Below are 19,259 nucleotides of genomic sequence, written 5' to 3' on the forward strand. Positions count from 1 at the left end.
TTTCTGTACGTCCGGGGGTTGCCCGGTGGCGGGATTGCCGCGGATGCGGCGGTGCGGGTGGGTGTCACCCACGACTTGACGGCTCGTCGTCCTCCACGGGGTCGAGCCAAGCGCCGCCGAGCTCCGGCAGCGCACGATCCGGACTGCGACCCGGGAGCCAGCACCAGGGCGCGTCGAGGTGGACCACGTCGAGGGCCCGTGCTCGTCCGTCCCCGTCGGGCCGCGGGGCGGCCTCGCTCGTGATCGGCGGGGCGACGAGCATCAGCGCCACGACGAACGTGGCGAAGCGAGGTGGCGCGGGGCGAGGGCGCCGGCCCTGCGGGCATGCGGCGGCACGCCCTGGAGGCTGGAACATCGGCGGGAAATTCCTTCGGGTCACCCGGAACCCGGCGGGACTCCGGGGCGACTGGTGTCATGTCCGGCGGGAGATGACGGCGGGACACTGCGCCAACGAACGTTCGGTGACAATCCCCGATTTCTGGTATGCGGCCGAGCGGGCCTTGCGGTACCGCGCGACCCGCCGGAGCGCCGGCAACACTTTTGGTGGTGCACCACTCGCGCACGCCTCGATTCCTGCGAGGATCACGCCGTTGACCATCGCTCGTCCGACCGACCTGCCCAGCGCGCTCGACGCGCTGACGGCGCTGCCGGGGGCCCACCTGCTCGCCGGCGGCACGGACCTGCAGGTTGAGGTCAACCTCGGCCATCGGCGTCCGGAGGCGGTCGTGGCCCTCCGCCGGGTGGTCGACCTGCAGGGCATCGACATCACGCCCGACACCCTGGACCTGGGTGCGCTGACCACCTACGCGCAGGTAGAGGCCGAGCTGGCCGAGGCCGCCCCGGGACTGGCCACGGCCGCGCGGACGGTCGGATCCCCCCAGATCCGCAACGCCGGCACGATCGGCGGCAACCTCGGCACCGGCAGCCCCGCCGGCGACACCCTCCCGTGGCTGGTCGCCATGGACGCCTCGGTCCGGCTGTCAGGACCCGACGGCTCCCGGGACGTGCCCGTCGAGTCGTTCGTCACCGGCCCGAAGCGCACCGACCTCGCACCCGGGGAGGTGATCCACCGCGTGCTCGTCCCGCGCGTCGACGGGCCGCAGCACGTCGCCAAGGTCGGCCCCCGCACCGCCATGGCGATCGCGATCGCCAGCGTGGCCGTGGTCCTCGACACGGTGGGCCGACGGGTTCGTGTCGGCCTCGGCTCGGTCGGGCCGACCCCGCTCCGCGCACGGGAGGCCGAACGCATGATCAGCGAGGCCATCGACTGGTCGAACCTGCGGGCGCCCCCGACCGACATCACCCGGTTCGGTGACCTCTGCGCGGCGGCTGCATCGCCCATCACCGACCATCGCAGCACCGCGGACTACCGTCGGCACGCCGTCGGGGTCATCGCCGCCCGCGCCCTGGAGAGGTGCCTGCACCGATGAGCGACCCGACGGTCGACCCCTACCCGATCGCCATCAACGGCGCCGACCACGCCGTGCGCACGTCGTGGCTGGGCGAGAGCCTGCTGTACGTCCTCCGCGAACGCCTCGGCTTCCCGGGGACCAAGAACGCCTGCGACCAGGGCGAGTGCGGATCGTGCACGGTCCTGATGGACGGCCGTCCCGTCTGCGCCTGCTGCGTGATGGCCGCCGACGCCGTCGACGCCGAGATCACCACGGTCGAGGGGTTGGGCGGCGGTACGGCCCCGACCGACGTCCAGCAGGCCTTCCTCGACGCCGGGGCGGTCCAGTGCGGCTTCTGCACACCGGGGCTCATCGTGGCCACGACTGACCTGCTGGAGCGTTCCCCCGACGCCGACGTCCCGACGGTCCGCGAGGCCCTGAGCGGCAACCTGTGCCGCTGCACCGGCTACGGACGCATCATCGAAGCCGTCGGGATGGTCCAGGACCGGCGACGCGCCGACGGCGAGCTGGGGGCCTCACCGCCGGGCGTCGGCTGACGTCAGACCCGCTGCGCCAGGAAGACGACGAGGAGGACGAGGATGACGACGATCAGGATTCCGGTGACGTTGCGGGGCATGACGGCTCCAGTTGGCTCGGACTGCGCCGGGCTCTCCGGCGCGCTGGGGGATCTCTTCCCCGGTCACGACGGACCAAACCCCGTGCCACCACCAGGTGGCTCCGCGTGATCAGGACGACGCTGTCGGACACGGCGACACCGACCACCCCGCTGACCGGTTCGCTCGGCGAGAACGCCGACCGACCAGACGGCGTGCCGAAGGTGACCGGCGACTTCGCCTTCTCCAGCGACCTCCACGCCGAGGGCATGCTGTGGGGTCGCACGCTCCGCAGCCCGCACGCCGCAGCCCGCATCCGCAGCATCGACACGTCCCGCGCCACCGCCATGGACGGTGTGCACGCGGTCCTGCTGGCCGAGGACGTCCCCGGCAGCCCCACCTACGGCATGGAGCATCGCGACCAGCCGGTGTTCGCAAGCGATGTCGTGCGCTACCACGGCGAACCCGTCGCGGCGGTCGCCGCAGACCATCCCGAGCTCGCCCTGCGTGCACTCGCGGCGATCGAGGTCGACTACGACCCGCTCGAGCCCCTCGCCGACCCCGACGCGGCGATCACGGCTCCGCCGATCCACCCCGACGGCAACGTCTTCCGCCACATCCCCCTGCGCCACGGGAACCCCGACGAGGTGGACACCAGCGGACTGGTCACCGTGGAGGGCACCTACGAGGTCGGCATGCAGGACCAGGCCTTCCTCGGCCCCGAGTCGGGCCTGGCGGTGCCCGACGGCGACGGCGGGGTCGACCTGTGGATCTCCACCCAGTGGCTGCATGTCGATCGCGATCAGGTTGCGGCGTGCCTCGACCTGCCCCACGACAAGGTGCGCCTGTCGCTTGCCGGAGTCGGCGGGGCGTTCGGTGGCCGCGAGGACGTCAGCCTGCAGATCCACGCCTGCCTGCTGGCCCTGGTGACGGGACGCCCCGTGAAGATGCTCTACAGCCGAGAGGAGAGCTTCTACGGTCACGTGCATCGCCACCCCGCTCGCCTGTGGTACCGGCACCACGCCACCCCCGACGGCGACCTGGTCAAGGTCGAGGCGCGGGTCGTCCTGGACGGCGGCGCGTACGCCTCCTCCTCCACCGCGGTCATCGCCAACGCCACCTGCTTCGCCGCCGGCCCCTACCGCATCCCCCACGCGGCCATCGACGGCTGGGCCGTCCGCACCAACAATCCCCCGTGCGGTGCCATGCGCGGGTTCGGCGCCGTGCAGACCTGCATCGCCCACGAGGCCCAGATGGACCGCCTGGCCGACGCGCTCGGCATGGACCCCGTCGCGCTGCGGCTGCGCAACGCCCTGGCCACGGGCGACACCCTCCTGACCGGTCAGGTCATCACGGGCACCGCGCCGGTTCGGGAGGTCATCGAGGCCGCGATGGCCCACCCCCTGCCGCGGCCGCACACCCTCGACGACCCCCCGCAGATGCTGCCCGGCGGGACCGGCATGACGTCGACCGCCGACCGGATCCGTCGCGGCGTCGGCATGGCCGTCGGCTTCAAGAACCTGATGTTCTCCGAGGGGTTCGACGACCACTCGACCGCCGCCGTCACCCTCGAGCTCGACGCGCACGGCCGTCCCACCGCCACAGCCCAGTGCGCCGCCGCCGAGGTCGGTCAGGGCTTCACGACCCTCGCCCTGCAGATCCTGCGCAGCGAGCTGGGCGTCGAGCGGGTGATGCTGGGCCCCACCGACACCTCCATCGGCTCGGCCGGGTCGACGAGCGCGAGCCGGCAGACCTGGATGAGCGGCGGGGCCGTGCAGCTGGCCTGCCACGCCGTCCGCGACGAGCTGCTCGTCCGGGCCTCTGCCCGCCTGGGCATCCCTGCCGAGGGTGCCCGGCGGCAGCTGCTGACGCTCCGGGACGGCCACGTGGTCGAGGTCGACGGGGACCGACGGGTGCCGATCACCGACCTGCTGGCCGACAGCCCGATCCGCAGGGTCCGCGAGCACCACCATCCCCCGACCGAACCGCTGGACGCCAACGGGCAGGGCAACGCCCACGTGTCGTTCGCCTTCGCCGCCCACCGGGCCGTCGTCGACGTCGACCCCGACCTGGGCCTGCTGCGCGTCGTGCAGGTCGCGACCGGCCAGGACGTCGGCCGGGTGCTCAACCCTCGCGCGGTGGTCGGCCAGATCGAGGGCGGCATCGCCCAGGGGGTGGGCCTGGCGATCATGGAGGAGGTCCTGGTCCACGATGGGCTGGTGCGCAACCCATCCTTCACCGACTACCTGATCCCGACGATGCTGGACATGCCCGAGGTGCTGGCCACCGTCATCGAGCAGCCCGAGCCCGGTGCCCCGTTCGGGGCCAAGGGGGTCGGTGAGCCGCCCACCATCTCCTCCACCCCGGCGGTCGTGGCCGCCATCCGCGACGCCACCGGTGCGGCGCTGACGCGCGTCCCGGTCCGCCCCCAGGACATCGCCCTGCAGGCCGGCGCGGGGGTCCGGTGACCGACGCCACCGGCAGGCTGGTCGTCAGGGGCGCCCGCCATCCAGGGGACATCGCCGTGCGCGACGGCTGGATCGAGGCGATCGGCACCGTCGAGGCGGAAGCGGGCGACACCGTCCTGCGGGTGGACGGGGACATCGTGACGGCCGGGCTGGTCAACACCCATCACCACCTCTACCAGTGGATGACCCGCGGGCGGGCGACCGGCTGCAACCTGTTCGACTGGCTGACGACGCTGTACCCGATCTGGGCGCGGCTGGACGTCGAGGACGTGCTGGCCGCCGCCCGGGTCGGGCTGGCCGAGCTGGCGCTGTCGGGCTGCACCACCGCTGCCGACCACCACTACCTGGTCCCCCGAGGCGACGACAGCGTCTTCGACGCGCTGGCCACCGCCACCCTCGAGGTCGGTACTCGGCTGCACCTCGCCCGTGGCTCGATGGACCTCGGCGAGTCCCGCGGTGGGCTGCCCCCCGACGACGTGGTGGAGGACCTCGACGCCATCCTCGCCTCCACCGAACGGGTCATCGGCCGCTGGCACGACGCCGAACGGATCGTCGTGACCGTCGCGCCGTGCAGCCCCTTCTCGGTCAGCGAACGGCTCATGCGGGAGTCCGCCGACCTCGCCCGCCGCCACGGCCTGCGCCTGCACACCCACCTGGCCGAGACCAAGGAGGAGGAGGCGGACTGCCTGGCCCGCTTCGGCAAACGACCCCTCGCCGTGCTCGACGGATGGGACTGGGTGGCGCCCGACGTCTGGTACGCCCACGGCATCCACTTCGACGACGCCGAGATCACCCGCCTCGCACGGGCCGGCGCAGGTGTGGCCCACTGCCCCTCCTCCAACGCCCGCCTCGCGGCGGGGTTCTGCCGCACGCCCGCGCTGCGCGACGCCGGTGTCCCGGTGGGACTCGGGGTGGACGGGGTGGCCTCCAACGAGCAGGGCACGCTCGTGACCGAGCTGCGGCAGGCCCTCTGGTCGGCCCGGCAGGGCACCGGGAACCCCTCGGCCCTCTCGGCCGCGGACGCCCTGGAAATGGGCACCCTCGGCGGCGCCGCCTGCCTGGGCCGGCGCGACATCGGCCGCCTGGCGGTCGGCGCCCGCGCGGACCTCGTGGTGTGGCCGGGCGAGGACGTCGCCGACATCCCCGACCCGGTCGAGGCGATCGTGCTCGGCCCGGACCGTCGGGCCCGGCACGTGCTGGTCAACGGCGACCCGATCGTGACCGACGGGCACCTCCTCGGCATGGACCTCGCGGCGGCCCGGCGGGACCTCGCGACGCGTGCTCGCAGGCTGTGGGGTTGACGTCGTGACCCCCACCCCCGACGGCCGCCCCGGCGGGACGGCCGATCGCCCCGCCGTGCCCCCGCGCCTGCCCCGCGAGGTCCGCCTCGCGCTCGTCGCCGTCGTCATCGCCCGCCTCGGCATCAACGGCGGCATCCGCGTGGTGTTCCCGTTCCTGCCGGCGATCGCCCGGGGGCTCGGCACCACGCTCGCAGTCATGGGTGTGCTTGTCGCCGCCCGCAGCCTGGTGGGCACCATGGCGCCGCTCGCAGCGTCGCTGGGCGAGCGGACCGGCCGGCGGGCGGTGATGCTCGGCGGGCTGGCGGCCACCGCGATCGGCAGCACCGTCATCGGCCTGGCCCCCACCGTCGCGGTCGCCGCGGTCGGCTTCGTCCTGGTCGGGCTCGGCAAGCCGTTGTTCGACGTGCCGATGCAGGGGTGGTTCGGCGCCCGCGTGCCCTACGAGAAACGCGGACGGGTGCTCGGGATCACCGAGCTGACCTGGGCCGGCGGGCTGCTGGCCACCGTGCCGCTGTCCGGCTGGCTGATCCAGCGGACGTCCTGGCGGATCCAGTTCGTGCCCGTCGTCGTCCTGGTGGTCGCCGGGCTGCTGGCCGTGGCCGTGCTGATGCGCAACGACCGGCCACCGGCCCGGCAGCGGACCACGCTCGCCCTCACCCGCCCACGGGTTGCGATGCTGGCCGTCGTCGCGTTGTTCTCCTTCGCCGCCGAGAGCCTCTTCGTCGTCTACGGCGCCTGGCTGGAGGCCGACCTCGGATTCGACGTCGGTGCCATCGGCGCGTTCACGGTGCTGGTGGTCGCCGCCGAGCTGACCGGGGAGGGTGGGGTGACGGCCCTGGGCGACCGCATCGGGTTGCACCGTGCCGTCCGGGCCGCCCTCGTCCTGTCGACGGTGGCCTACCTGACCCTGCTGACGGTCGGCAGCAGCGTGCCGCTGGCCATCCTCGCCGTCGTGGTCTGGTTCGTCGGCTACGAGGTGTCGATCGTCGCGTCGGTCCCGCTGGTCACCGAGCTCGGCGGCGACGGCCGGGACCGGCTGCTCGGCCTCATGGTCGGAGTGCTGGCAGGCGGCCGTGCCGTCGGGGCGCTGGTCGCCCCCCAGCTGTTCGCGCTCGGCGGAATCGGCGCCATGGCGATCGTGTCCGCCGTCAGCGTGGCCATCGCTGCGGTGCTGATGGCCACGCTGGTCCCGGCCCCACGCCGAACGTCCGACCCCGGTTAGGTCAGGTTGACCGCGCGGATGGCCGTGGCGTCGATGGCCTGGGCGATGTCGCTGAGGACGTCGGCAGGGATGACGGAGTCCACCGCCATCGCCACCAGCGCCTCGCCACCGGAGTCGGTGCGGCCGACCTGCATGGAGGCGATGTTGACGCCGGCGTCGCCCAGGCGGCCGCCGACGACACCGACGACACCGGGGCGGTCGGTGTAGCGGAAGAACGCCATGTGCTCGGCGGGCTCCATGTCCACGTCGAAGCCCCACACCTTGATCAGGCGCGGCTTGTGGGCGTGGCCGACGAGGGTCCCTGCGACGACGTTGTCACCGGCTCGCAGCGTCACGGTCGAGACGTAGTCCTGGCTGTCGGTGCTGGTCAGCGTCGACAGCTGCATCTCGCGTTCCTTGGCGATCAGCGGCGCGTTGACGAAGGTGACGGGCTCGTGCACGACGTCGCCCAGCAGGCCGCGAAGCGCCGACAGGTTGAGCGCGTCGACGGTCTCCTCGGCGATGCGGCCGTGGTACTCCACGCACACCTCGCCGGTCATCTCCTTGCCACCACCGAGGGCGGTGAACAGGCGACCGAGGGTCTCGGCCAGCGGCATGTAGGGCTTGAGCGCCTCGGGGATGCCCCCGCCGATCTCGACGTTGACCGCCGACGGGACGAACTCGCCGTCCAGCGCCAGGGCCACCGCCTCGGCGACCTGCGTCCCGGCCTTGTCCTGTGCCTCGTCGGTGGACGCGCCCAGGTGCGGGGTGGCGACGAGGTTCGGCAGGCCGAGCAGCGGCGAGTCGCCGACCGGCTCGTTGTCGAACACGTCCAGCGCGGCGCCCCGGATCCAGCCCTCCGTCAGCGCGGTGTGCAGGGCGGCCTCGTCGACCAGCCCACCGCGGGCGGCGTTGACCAGCAGGCCGTTGGGGCCCAGCGCCAGCAGCTCGGACTTGGAGATGATCCCCGTCGTCTCGGGCGTCTTCGGCAGGTGGATGGTGATGATGTCGGCCTGCTCGCAGACCTCCAGCACCGTCGGGACCAGCTCGACACCCAGACGGGCGGCACGCTCGGCCGTCACGTAGGGGTCGTAGGCGATCAGGTGCACCCCGAACGCCATCAGCCGCTGGGCCACGAGTGTTCCGATCCGGCCGAGCCCGAGGACACCGACGGTCTTGCCGGCCACCTCGACGCCCTTCAGCTTCGACCGCAGCCACTGCCCCTCGCGGAGACTGGCGTCGGCCTCCGGGATCCGGCGGGCCATCGACAGCAGCAGGGCCACCGCATGCTCGGCGGCGGAGATGATGTTGGACTGCGGCGCGTTGCACACCAGCACGCCACGCGCGGTGGCTGCGGGGATGTCGACGTTGTCCAGCCCGATGCCGGCGCGTGCGACGACCTTGAGGTTGTCGGCGGCCGCGAGGACGTCGGCGTCGATGAACGTGGCCGAGCGGATCACGACCGCGTCGTAGGGGGCGATCGCGGCGATCAGCTCGTCCTTGGACATGCCGGTGCGCACGTCGACGTCGAAGCGCTGTGCCAGCACGTCGACTCCGGCTTCGCTGAGGGCGTCAGCGACGAGGACCTTCATCTGGGGTTCACTTTCGACGGGTTCGGGGGAATGACCAACATAAGGGGGGTCGCCACGGACCTCCCATTCCCCAACGGTACGAACTCGCCCGATCGTGGGTCACTGGGGGAACGCCACGTCCAGCGGCGCGGGCGCGATCACGAACTGGTGTGTGGCGGCGAGCGCCAGCTCGATCGGGGTCGGCCACGGGTTGGCCAGGCATCCACGCAGGGTGCCGCTCTGCTGCTCCATGACCGGCGCGACCGTCCCCTCCTCGGTGCAGCGGATGTGGTGCATGCCCAGCAGGTGGCCGACCTCGTGGTTGACCAGCATCGTGCGGTAGCTGGCCACGTCGCCCGGCCAGTGCGGCACGGCGTCGCGCCAGCGGATGGCGTTGAGCACGACCAGCGGGCCGTTCTGGCACGAGAACCGCCCGCCGACGTCGTAGGGCTGGCACAACGCCTGCGCCTCCTCCCCCTCCACGACCAGGATCGTGTACGGGGCGTCCGGCGACTGCCGGAAGTCGATGTTCGCCTGCTGCCATCCGCGGGGGTCCTCCAGCACCGAGGTGATCACCGCGGGCGCGTCGGCCACGGCCGGGTCCGGACTGCGGACCTCGACGCGATAGTCGATGGTCAGGATCGGCTGCGGAGGGGGTGAGGGGGTCACCGGCGTCGTGGGCTCGACCGCCACGGGCGGCCCGTCGACGGGCTCCGCGGCCAGCGGCGGCCGCGAGAGCAGGACCGTCCCCTTGCCCGTTCGGGCGACGCAGGCCGTCGCGCCGAGGACGAGGCACAGCACGAATCCAACGACCACGACGGGAAAAAGGGGCGCGCGCACTACGGTTGGCAGTCTCGCTGCCGACCGGTGTTCATGCATGGACCAGACGGGCTCGTCACGGCGGAGCAGAAGGCGTGCAGCCTTCCGTGTCGTTGCGGCGCCCGTTGTGGTGCTGCTGGTGGGGATCCTGGCAAGCATCGCCATCGCCGAGCAGGTCGACGTCACCCGACGGCAGAGCCGCGTCGAGCGAACACTCGCGGAGTGGTCGGGCATCCTCCAGGCCAGGGTCGACACCACGGGCGGCCTGGTCGCCGGGGCGTCTGCGCACTACAGCCGCCTCCGCCACGACGCCGCCGGGGTCACCGACGAGGACCTCCAGCAGTTCCTGGCCACGTCCGGCGCTCAGCAGCGCCACGGCCAGCTGACGCAGGGGCTGATGTACGTGGCCCGAGTCGATCGCGACCTCCTCTCCCAGTACGTCGCACGGCGACGGCTCAGCCTCCCGACCTTCGAGGTGGCCGACGGGCCGTACCGCGTCTACCCCACGGTCCTGTGGGCGGAGTCCGGCGGCACCGGACGCCACGGCGAACGGCTGGACGCCGATCCCGAACGGGCCACCATCCTCGCCGACGTCCGGGAACGCCAGGAGGTGCTGATGACGCCTCCCCTCGCCGACGACGACGGGCCGACCCTGGAGATCTTCGGCCCGGTCGTGTCGGCCACCGGCACCCACATCGGCTGGGTCGGCACGAGCGTCCGGCTCGCCGACCTGATCGCGACGACCGGCGAGCTGCCCGGTGGGCTGGCGATCACCGACAACGGCATCCCCGTCTTCGGCGAACCCCCCGCTGACAGCGACGACCTCGTCCACGGGAGGACGTCCCTGGACCTGCTGGGGCGACGGTGGCAGGTCACCCTGACCGACGGACACTTCGGCCTCGACGTCCCGACCCTCCTCGCCGGCCTGTCCCTGGCCGTCATGGCAGCCCTCCTCATCGGGGTCGGCCAGCGGACGAGGCGACGGCTCGCCTCCTCGGTGGTCACGGTGACGGAGTCGAGGGATCGCTACGCCTCCTACCTGGACGCGATCGTGCAGAACCTCGACGTCGGCATCATCGCCTGCGACGCCGACGGCAACGTCGTGGTCAGCAACGACACCTCGGCGGACATGTTCGGGGTGTCGACGGCAGAGGCAGCCAAGGAGGAATGGAACGCCGCCCGTGGTCCCGACGGCCTGCCGATCGCCCTCCAGGGGACCCCGCTGGCACGTGTCATGGCGGGTGAGTTCGTGCACCGCCAGCACCACGCCCAGCCCGGTACCAGCTCGGTCTGGTCATTCAGCGGCCAGCCGATCAGCGTGCACGAGGACCGGGTCGGCGGCGTCATCGCCATCCACGACGTCACCGAGATGGTCGCCGCGGAGACCCGCATGACGCGGCTTGCGATGCACGACCACCTGACCGGGCTGGCCAACCGCCGACGCCTGGGGATCGAGCTGGACACGGCCCTGGACGAACAACGAGCGGGAGGGGCACCGGCCACGGTCCTCTTCATGGACCTCGACCGCTTCAAGGCCGTCAACGACACCGCCGGCCACCACCGTGGCGACCGCATGCTCGTCGACGTGGCGAGGGCCCTGACCCGGGCGTCCCACGACGGCGACGTGGTCGCCCGCGTGGGCGGCGACGAGTTCGTGCTGCTGTGCCGTCACTGCCCCGACGCGGCGGCCGCCCACCAGCTGGCGACCACGGCGAGCGAGGTGGTCCGCCCGATCGTCGCCACCGAGGACCTGCTGCTCGTCGGGGCGGGGATCAGCATCGGTGTGGTCATGCCGCAGGAGACCGACAGCGTCGACGACGTGCTGCGGTTCGCCGACCTCGCCATGTACGAGGCCAAGCGCACCGAGGGCACCGCGGTCCGTGTCTACGAGACCGGCCTGGGGACTCGGGCGGCCGAGCGCTACGACCTCGAGCGGCGGCTGCGCGAGGCGTTGCGCACCGACGCACTGACGGTGGCGTTCCAACCGATCGTGGAGGCAGGCGACCGGCGCATCACCGGCGCCGAGGCGCTGGTGCGCTGGCACGACGGCGACCGCACGATCCCACCCGACGAGTTCATCCCGCTGGCCGAGCAGACCGGCCTGGTGGTCGACATCGACCTGTTCGTGCTCGATCGGGTGTGCGCCGCGCTGGCGATGCCGGGATCGCCGAACCGAATCGGCGTGAACTTCAGCGCCGGCACGCTGGCCCTGCCGGACCTCGTCGAGCGCATCGACGCCGTGTTGACGCGTCACGGCGTGCCCGCCGACCGCCTGTGCGTCGAGCTGACGGAGACCACGCTGATCGGCGTGTCGGCGGTGACCGACGCGATGCTCCACACCCTGTTCGACCGGGGCGTGCACCTGGCCCTCGACGACTTCGGGACCGGGTACGCCTCGCTCAACTACCTGCGACGGTTCCCGGTGACGCGGATCAAGATCGACCGCAGCTTCGTCGACGACGTGCTCGCCAGCCCCGAGGACGCCGCGATCGTCCAGGGCACGGTACTCCTCGCCGAGCGACTGTCCATCCAGACCGTCGCGGAGGGGGTCGAGACGGTCGCACAGGCCGAGGCGCTGACGGCGTTCGGCTGCGACCACCTGCAGGGCTACCTGCTCGGCCGCCCCATGCCGCTGGAGGACCTGCTGCGGGTCACCAGCGGGTACGTACGGACATGACGTAGGCAGAAAATGGCCACGGCGTGCCATGTCGGATCCGCGTTCCGACGGTCAGGCTCGACAGGTGACCCCACTTGCGCTTCCGGCCCGCTGGCGTGTCGTGCTGCTTCCGCTCGCCGTCGTGGCCGCGGTGGCCGCCGGGTGGGCGCTGGTCGACCCCGGTGGCACGTCCGTGGCCGCAGCAGCCCTGCTCGCTGCAGCGGGCTCGGCGGGGCTCGCAGTGGTCGACCGTCGCCGCCTCGCCTCCAACGTCGCCGTCAGCGCACGTGAACGCGACGAGCTGGCCAACGTGGTCCAGGCGGTCTTCGCCAACGGACCGGTCGGCATGGCCGTGATCGACCTGCGCGACGACCAGCGCGGCCGGTTCCTCGTCGTCAACCCACAGCTGGCGACGTTCCTGCAGCGCACCGTCCAGGAGTGCGAGACGCTGCGCTGCGCCGACATCACCCCACCGGGCGACGACCTCACCGGCCGCGGCGAGGACCTCCTCGTGGTGGCCGAACGGTCCGGACGGACCCGAGTGGCGGTGGAACGACCGCTGCTGCGGGCCGACGGCACGATGGTCTGGGGCCTGCTCAGCGGCATGGTCATGACCGACGACCTCGGCCGGCCCGACACGCTGGTCCTGCAGGTCCAGGACATCGATCAGCGCCGCAGGCTGCAGCACGACCTGCACCGGCACACGGCCTTCATCGAAGCCGCGGTGACCGACGTGGAGGTCGGCCTGATGGCCTGCGACGCCAGCGGTCGGGTCACCCTGTTCAACCCCGCAGCATGGATGCAGTTCTCCGGGCAGGCCGACGCGGCGACCATGCCCGACACCTGGCCGTGTGACCTGTGGCCGCGCCACGCCGACGGCCGACCCTTCGAGCCGGAGGAGCTGCCGCTGCACCGCGCGCTCGCCGGCGAGGTCCTGGTCAACGAGGAGTTCACCCTGACCCGTGCCGACGGCGACCTGCGGACCCACCTCACCAGCGCCCGTCGCATGCTGGCCGAGGACGGCTCGGTGCTGGGCGCCGTCGTGACGGTCAACGACATCACCGACCGCAAGCGCGACGAGGACGAGATGGCCCGGCTGGCGACCAGCGACCACCTGACCGGGCTGCCGAACCGACGACTGCTGAACGTCCGACTCGGCCAGGCCCTCGACCGTCCCGGGCAGCAGCACGCCCGGGTGGCGCTGCTGTTCCTCGACCTCGACCGCTTCAAGCTCATCAACGACAGCCGTGGCCACGACGTCGGCGACCGGCTCCTGCAGTGCATCGCCGACCGGCTGCAGGACGGGCTCCGTCCCGGCGACACGGTGGCGCGCATGGGGGGTGACGAGTTCGTCGTGCTGTGCGACGGCGTCCTCGGCGAGCTCGAGGCCCTTGCGATCGCCGACCGCGTCTGCCGCGACGTGAGCCGACCGATGGTCGTCGACGACGACGAGGTCGTGATCACCTGCTCCGTCGGGGTGGTCCTGGCTGGCGAGGACGCGAGCGCCCACGACCTGCTGCGCCGGGCCGACCTGGCCATGTACGCGGCGAAGGATGCGGGCCGTGACTCCGTCAGCATGTACCGCCACGGCCTGACCACCGCGGTCAGCCGTCGGTTCCACCTCGAACGTCGCCTGCGCACGGCGCTGCGCGACGACGAGCTCGTGGTGCAGTACCAGCCGATCGTGGACGCGGTGGCCGGTGACACCGTCGCGGTGGAGGCGCTGGTCCGCTGGCAGCGCGACCACCAGCTGCTGCTTCCCGCCGAGTTCATCGACGTCGCCGAGGACAGCGGCCTCATCATCGACATCGATCGCCTGGTCCTGTCCACCGCCTGCCGCACCGCTGCCGACATGGAGGGCGAGCTGACGGTCAACGTCAACATGTCGTCCCGACAGCTGGCCGACCCCGACCTCGTGCCCTTCGTCGTCTCGATGCTGGACACGAGCGGCCTGCCACCCGAACGGCTGTGCCTGGAGCTGACCGAGCGAGCGCTCATCGACGCGGGCAACGGCGTGGACGAGGCGCTGCAGGTGCTGCGGCGACAAGGTGTCCGGGTGGCGCTGGACGACTTCGGGACGGGCTACGCCTCGCTGACCTACCTCCGCCGCTTCGCCGTCGACGTCGTCAAGATCGACCACTCCTTCGTACGCGGGATGCTGAGCTCACGACACGACCGCGCGATCGTCGCCGCGACCATCGACCTGGCCCACGAGCTGGGCCTGTCCACCGTCGCGGAGGGCGTGGAGACCCCCGAGCAGGGACAGGTCCTGGCCGACATGGGCTGTGACCGCCTGCAGGGCTTCTGGTACTCCCGTGCCGTGCACTCCGCGGACCTGCCGCGCCGCCCGGTGGCCTGACTCCCCCTCTCCGCAACCCGCGTCACGGGACTCGACCACACGACGACGACGGCGGCACCCCGTGGGGCGCCGCCGTGCGTTCAGCGAGTGACGATCAGCTCTCCAGCCAGCTCATCATGCCGCGGAGCTCCTGGCCGACCTTCTCGATCTGGTGCTCGGCGTTGCGGCGACGCATCGCCTTGAACGAGGCCTGGTTGGCCTGGTTCTCCAGGATGAAGTCGCGGGCGAACTCGCCGGACTGGATGCGACCGAGGATGCCGCGCATGCGCTCCTTGGTGTCGGCGTCGATGACGACCGGGCCGGACACGTAGTCGCCGTACTCGGCGGTCTCCGACACGGAGTACCGCATGCCCGCCAGGCCACCCTCGTACATGAGGTCCACGATGAGCTTCAGCTCGTGGAGGCACTCGAAGTAGGCGATCTCGGGCTGGTAACCGGCCTCCACCAGCACCTCGAACCCGGTCTGGACCAGCGCGGAGGCGCCACCGCAGAGGACGGCCTGCTCACCGAACAGGTCGGTCTCGGTCTCCTCCTCGAAGGTGGTCTCGATCACACCGGCGCGGGTGCCGCCGACGCCCTTGGCGTAGGCCAGCGCCAGGTCCTTGGCCTTGCCGGTGGCGTCCTGGTGCACCGCGAAGATGCAGGGCACGCCGGCACCCTCGGTGTAGACCCGACGGACCATGTGGCCCGGGCCCTTGGGGGCGACCATGCAGACGTCGACGTCGGCCGGCGGCTCGATCTGGGCGAAGTGGATGTTGAAGCCGTGCGCGAAGAACAGCGCGTTGCCGGCCTCCAGGCCGGGGGCGATCTCCTCGGTGTAGAGCTTGGCCTGGGTCTGGTCCGGCACCAGGATCATGATGATGTCGGCCTGCTTGGCGGCGTCGGCCACGCTGGCGACCTCGAGGCCCGCCTCGCTGGCGGCCTGGCGGCTGGAGGAGCCCTCGTACAGGCCGACGACGACCTGCACGCCGCTGTCGGCGAGGTTGCGGGCGTGGGCGTGGCCCTGGGAGCCGTAGCCGATGATCGCCACGGTCTTGCCCTGGAGCAGGCCGAGGTCGGCGGCGTCGTCGTAGTACATCGTTGCGGGCATTGCGCTGTTCCTTCGGGTCGTGCGGGAGTGGTGGGAACGAGGGGACGTGGGTCTGGCGGGCCTAGCCGGCGCGCTCGAGGCGCAGCGCCCGACCCTCGGTGATGGACTTGGCGCCGCGGCCGACGGCGATCGTGCCGGACCGGACGAGCTCGCGGATGCCGTAGGGCGACAGCAGCCGCACCATGGCCTCCAGCTTCTCGGTGGATCCGGTCGCCTCGACCACCACGGCGTCGTGGTCGACGTCGACGACGCTGGCGCGGAAGACGCTGGCGATCTCGATGACCTGCGCCCGTACGTCGGGGCTGGCGCCGACCTTGACCAGCCACAGCTCGCGGCTGACGGTGGCGCTGTCGTCGAGCTCGACGATCTTGAGGACGTTGACCAGCTTGTTGAGCTGCTTGGTCACCTGCTCCAGCGGTTGGGCGGCGGCGTCGACGACGATCGTCATGCGCGAGACGTTGTCGACCTCGGTCTCACCGACGGCGAGCGAGTCGATGTTGAAGCCGCGCCGCGAGAACAGCCCGGCGACCCGGGCGAGGACGCCCGGCCGGTTCTCGACGAGGACGCTGAGGGTGTGCTTGGCCATGTGTGCTGTGCTCCTGCGTGGTGCGTGCCGTGCTGCCGCTGGCTTGGCCAGTCCCGGGGCGGGGCTGGCGGGACGGCCTAGCTGGGCGGGCCGGCGGAGGTGAGGTCCTCGCCCTCACCGCGTTCGGCGGCCGCCTTGCGCGCCCACCACTCGTCCATGTTCTCGATGATGGTGTCGTTGGACTGGCCGGCCGGGACCATCGGGAAGACCTTCTCCTCCGGGTCCACCCGGAAGTCGATCAGGACGGGCGTGTCCTTGACCGCGAACGCCTTCTCCAGGGTCGCGTCGACGTCCTCGGCCTTCTCGCAGCGGAAGCCCACCGCACCCATGGCGTCGGCCAGCTTGACGAGGTCGGGCACGTCCTGGCCCAGGTCGATCTGGCTGAAGCGGCGGTCGTAGAACAGCTCCTGCCACTGGCGGACCATGCCGAGCACGCCGTTGTTGAGGACCGCGAAGATCACGGGGATGCGCTCGGTGCTGGCGGTGGCGAGCTCCTGCAGGGTCATCTGGAACGACCCGTCACCGTCGACGGCGATGACCTGCGCCTCCGGCCGACCGACCTTGGCGCCGATCGATGCGGGGACGCAGAAGCCCATCGTGCCGAGGCCACCGGAGTTGATCCAGTTGCGGGGCGTCTCGTAGTGGATCAGCTGGGAGGCCCACATCTGGTGCTGGCCGACGCCGGTGACGATGATGGAGTCCTCGGCCCGGCGGGCGTCGATGGCCCGCACGACCGTCTGGGGCTTGAGCGGGCCGTCGGGCTCCTGCTCGTGGCGCAGCGGGTGGTCCGCGAGCCACGTGCGCAGCTGGTCCCACCACGCGGAGGTGTCGGCCTGCTCGACGCCGTCGCCGAGGCGGGACTGCAGGACCTCCAGCATCTGGCCCATGACCGTGCCGACGTCGCCGACGATCGGGACGTCGACGGCCTTGTTCTTGCCGATCTCGGCCGGGTCGACGTCGACGTGCACGACCTTGGCGTTCGGCGCGAAGGCGTCGAGCTTGCCGGTGACGCGGTCGTCGAAGCGGGTACCGAGGCCGATCAGCAGGTCGGCCCGCTGCAGCGCGGTCACAGCGGTCCAGTGGCCGTGCATGCCGGGCATGCCGAGGTGCTGGGGGTGGCTGTCGGGGAACGCACCCCGGGCCATCAGCGTCGTCACGACGGGCAGCTCGAGGGTCTCGGCGAGGGTCTTCAGCACCTCGTGGGCGCCGGAGGCGACGATGCCACCGCCGGCGTAGATGACCGGACGCTCGGCGGCGAGGATCACGTCGACGGCCTCGCGGACCATCTTGGAGTGACCGCGGACCGTCGGCTTGTAGCCGGGCAGCGTGACCCGCTCGGGGTAGTCGAAGGAGGTCAGCGTCTGGGCCAGGACGTCCTTGGGGATGTCGATGAGGACAGGGCCCTTGCGGCCGGTGGAGGCGATGTGGAACGCCTCGGCGATCGCACCGGGGATGCGGTCGGCGGTGGCGACCATCTCGTTGTGCTTGGTGACCGGCATGGTGATGCCGGTGATGTCGGCCTCCTGGAAGGCGTCACCACCCACGGCGCTGGTCGCGACCTGGCCGGTGATGGCCACGATCGGGATGGAGTCCATCATCGCGTCGGCGAGGGGGGTCACGAGGTTGGTGCCACCGGGGCCGGAGGTGGCGATGCACACGCCTACCCGTCCCGTGGCGTGGGCGTACCCCTCGGCCATGTGCCCTGCGCCCTGCTCGTGGCGGGCGAGCACGTGGCGGATGGGCGATTCGAGCATGGGGTCGTAGGCAGGCAGGATCGCGCCGCCCGGGTGGCCGAAGACCACCTCCACGCCGGCCAGCTCCAGCGAACGGATGACTGCCTGTGCGCCGGTCATCTCCATGTGGCTGCTGTCCCTTCCTCGTTCTGTGTTCTGCCGAAACGACTACGACCTCCCAGCAGGGAGGTCGCGTCCGAATCCGTGTGTGGTTGCTGCAGTTCGCTCACGCGGCCGCGCACGGGTCAGACGCCCGGAACGGTACGAGGTACCGGCCGAGGGCATACCCAACCATGCAACGCTGCATGGGGACAGTCTGGCGTGTTGGAGGGCCCGGGGCAACCCGGCAGCTGGCCGAACCGGCGCGGACGCCGCCCGGATGGTGGCTGACTGGTCCTTGTGGGCCACCCGGGTGGTGCTGCTAACGTAGTCGCCGTCTCCGGGGACAGGCCGTGGTTCCGCGCGTGCCGTCCCGGAGCCGGTACGCAGACCTACCTCGACACACCATGCGTAGGGCGGGTTCCCGCCCCCTCCCTACGCAGCCGGTGTGTCCGGTCTGTGCGGTCACATGGTGGCGGCTCCGTGGCCGTGGTCGGGGTGGTGTGTGCGATGGGCGCCTCTTGGGGTGGTCGGCCGCACCCGGGGTGAGACCGCGTGTGCGATGCACGCCCCCTGGCAGCGTGGATGCCACACACCGGCCGAGGGCGGGTGCGATGGACGCCTCCAGGCGAGGGCGAACGCGCACACCGACCGTGTGCCGGGGCCGCCGAGGTGCCGACGCGCGTCGTCGCCCGGCGTGGCGTCCGGCCGCCCGTGGTCGAGCCGGTGTGTGCGATGGACACCTCTGGGGGTGGTCAAGCACCCCCGGGGTGGGGCCTCGTGTGCGATGCACGCCCCCGGGCAGCGTGGATGCCACACACCGGCCGAGGGCGTGCGCGATGGACAGCCCCAGGGGAAGTCGAACGCGCACGGACCAACCAGCCCAGCTACTCCCGCCGCGACCAGTACGTCGGGATGGCGAGGTCGGTGAGGAGGGAGGGGGCGACGCCGGCGGTCCAGCCGGCGACCGTGGCGCCGCCGGGGAGGCGCCAGCTGGCGGCCACGTCCTCCGCCCAGTCGGGCAGGGCACCGGCGACGGCGGGCAGGGGCAGGGCACGGGCATCGCGGGCGAGGGGGAGGGCGGCCAGGAGGTGGTCCGGGCCGTCGTGGGCGAGGACGGCCGGGCCGGCGACGCCGCGGTCGGACAGCCACTCGGCCTGCGCCCGCGGGTCGGTCGGGATGCGGTCGCCGTCGTTGCCCTCGCGGACGGCCGCGTCGACCGCGTCCGCGAGGCCGAGGGTGTGGACGGTCCCGCCATGGCCGGCCAGGCGCTCGGCGACGCCGGGATCCAGCCGGTCGGCTGGGGTCAGCAGCATCGCAACGTCGGGGCGGGCCAGCCAGGGCAGCAGCAGCGTCGGGTCGACCTCCGGG

The 19,259-nt window shown here is 72.0% G+C and carries 12 protein-coding genes and 2 pseudogenes; 7 read left to right on the forward strand and 7 right to left on the reverse strand.

Annotated features, from left to right (window positions below):
* Positions 1-64: 64 nt before the first annotated feature.
* Positions 65-355 carry a hypothetical protein gene (locus CUC05_RS22555; protein WP_157965900.1) on the reverse strand — a complete coding sequence of 97 codons (291 nt, stop codon included), beginning with the start codon at positions 353-355 and terminating at the stop codon, positions 65-67.
* Positions 356-590: 235 nt separating this feature from the next.
* Between CUC05_RS22555 and CUC05_RS22560 the strand changes: the two genes are divergently transcribed.
* The 5 genes from CUC05_RS22560 (at position 591) to CUC05_RS22580 (ending at position 6,996) form a co-directional block, all read left to right on the forward strand.
* Positions 591-1,430 (forward strand): FAD binding domain-containing protein, encoded by an 840-nt coding sequence (locus tag CUC05_RS22560; RefSeq protein ID WP_205712499.1) that lies wholly within the window; start codon positions 591-593, stop codon positions 1,428-1,430.
* The gene (locus CUC05_RS22565) at positions 1,427-1,948 is read left to right on the forward strand and encodes a (2Fe-2S)-binding protein (protein ID WP_108668403.1); all 522 of its coding nucleotides are present in this window, start codon (positions 1,427-1,429) and stop codon (positions 1,946-1,948) included. Before CUC05_RS22560 ends, CUC05_RS22565 begins: the two co-directional genes overlap by 4 nt.
* Before the next feature lie 185 nt (positions 1,949-2,133).
* The gene (pucD, locus tag CUC05_RS22570) at positions 2,134-4,473 is read left to right on the forward strand and encodes a xanthine dehydrogenase subunit D (RefSeq protein ID WP_205712500.1); all 2,340 of its coding nucleotides are present in this window, start codon (positions 2,134-2,136) and stop codon (positions 4,471-4,473) included.
* Entirely contained in the window at positions 4,470-5,774 is a 1,305-nt protein-coding gene (locus tag CUC05_RS22575; protein ID WP_108668404.1) for an 8-oxoguanine deaminase, read from the forward strand. The genes pucD and CUC05_RS22575 overlap by 4 nt, the downstream gene beginning before the upstream one ends.
* Positions 5,775-5,778: 4 nt before the next feature.
* Positions 5,779-6,996 (forward strand): MFS transporter, encoded by a 1,218-nt coding sequence (locus tag CUC05_RS22580; RefSeq protein ID WP_170128091.1) that lies wholly within the window; start codon positions 5,779-5,781, stop codon positions 6,994-6,996.
* Here the strand turns inward: CUC05_RS22580 and serA are convergent.
* Together serA and CUC05_RS24985 are read right to left on the reverse strand one after the other, a co-directional pair.
* The gene (gene serA / locus CUC05_RS22585; RefSeq protein WP_108668406.1) at positions 6,993-8,567 is read right to left on the reverse strand and encodes a phosphoglycerate dehydrogenase; all 1,575 of its coding nucleotides are present in this window, start codon (positions 8,565-8,567) and stop codon (positions 6,993-6,995) included. The two genes, CUC05_RS22580 and serA, sit on opposite strands and share 4 nt — an antisense overlap.
* 99 nt (positions 8,568-8,666) lie before the next feature.
* On the reverse strand, positions 8,667-9,386 hold the full coding sequence (locus CUC05_RS24985) for a DUF3152 domain-containing protein (RefSeq protein WP_170128092.1): 720 nt from the start codon (positions 9,384-9,386) through the stop codon (positions 8,667-8,669).
* A gap of 118 nt (positions 9,387-9,504) precedes the next feature.
* On the opposite strand from CUC05_RS24985, the gene CUC05_RS22595 reads away from it, so the two are divergent.
* Positions 9,505-12,042 carry a bifunctional diguanylate cyclase/phosphodiesterase gene (locus tag CUC05_RS22595; RefSeq protein WP_170128093.1) on the forward strand — a complete coding sequence of 846 codons (2,538 nt, stop codon included), beginning with the start codon at positions 9,505-9,507 and terminating at the stop codon, positions 12,040-12,042.
* 64 nt (positions 12,043-12,106) lie between these two features.
* Positions 12,107-14,380, forward strand: coding sequence for a putative bifunctional diguanylate cyclase/phosphodiesterase (locus CUC05_RS22600; protein WP_170128094.1), 2,274 nt, complete (start codon positions 12,107-12,109; stop codon positions 14,378-14,380).
* Between the two features lie 94 nt (positions 14,381-14,474).
* Here the strand turns inward: CUC05_RS22600 and ilvC are convergent, their stop codons facing one another.
* From ilvC to CUC05_RS22620, 4 genes and pseudogenes are all read right to left on the reverse strand, one after another.
* Positions 14,475-15,470 carry a ketol-acid reductoisomerase gene (ilvC, locus tag CUC05_RS22605; RefSeq protein WP_108668409.1) on the reverse strand — a complete coding sequence of 332 codons (996 nt, stop codon included), beginning with the start codon at positions 15,468-15,470 and terminating at the stop codon, positions 14,475-14,477.
* Between the two features lie 61 nt (positions 15,471-15,531).
* Positions 15,532-16,056, reverse strand: coding sequence for an acetolactate synthase small subunit (gene ilvN, locus CUC05_RS22610; RefSeq protein WP_108668410.1), 525 nt, complete (start codon positions 16,054-16,056; stop codon positions 15,532-15,534).
* 77 nt (positions 16,057-16,133) lie between these two features.
* Positions 16,134-17,933, reverse strand: a pseudogene (locus CUC05_RS22615) (acetolactate synthase large subunit); the annotation flags it as partial.
* An 842-nt stretch (positions 17,934-18,775) separates the two neighbouring features.
* Positions 18,776-19,259: pseudogene (locus CUC05_RS22620) on the reverse strand (hypothetical protein); the annotation flags it as partial.

It is taken from the genome of Euzebya rosea, assembly GCF_003073135.1.
GTDB classification, from domain to species: domain Bacteria; phylum Actinomycetota; class Nitriliruptoria; order Euzebyales; family Euzebyaceae; genus Euzebya; species Euzebya rosea.

Coding starts and splice junctions, on each gene's coding strand:
- ilvN (WP_108668410.1), bottom strand. CDS start 16,056: ATGGCCAAGCACACCCTCAGCGTCCTCGTCGAGAACCGGCCGGGCGTC.
- ilvC (WP_108668409.1), bottom strand. CDS start 15,470: ATGCCCGCAACGATGTACTACGACGACGCCGCCGACCTCGGCCTGCTC.
- serA (WP_108668406.1), bottom strand. CDS start 8,567: ATGAAGGTCCTCGTCGCTGACGCCCTCAGCGAAGCCGGAGTCGACGTG.
- CUC05_RS22555 (WP_157965900.1), bottom strand. CDS start 355: ATGTTCCAGCCTCCAGGGCGTGCCGCCGCATGCCCGCAGGGCCGGCGC.
- CUC05_RS22565 (WP_108668403.1), top strand. CDS start 1,427: ATGAGCGACCCGACGGTCGACCCCTACCCGATCGCCATCAACGGCGCC.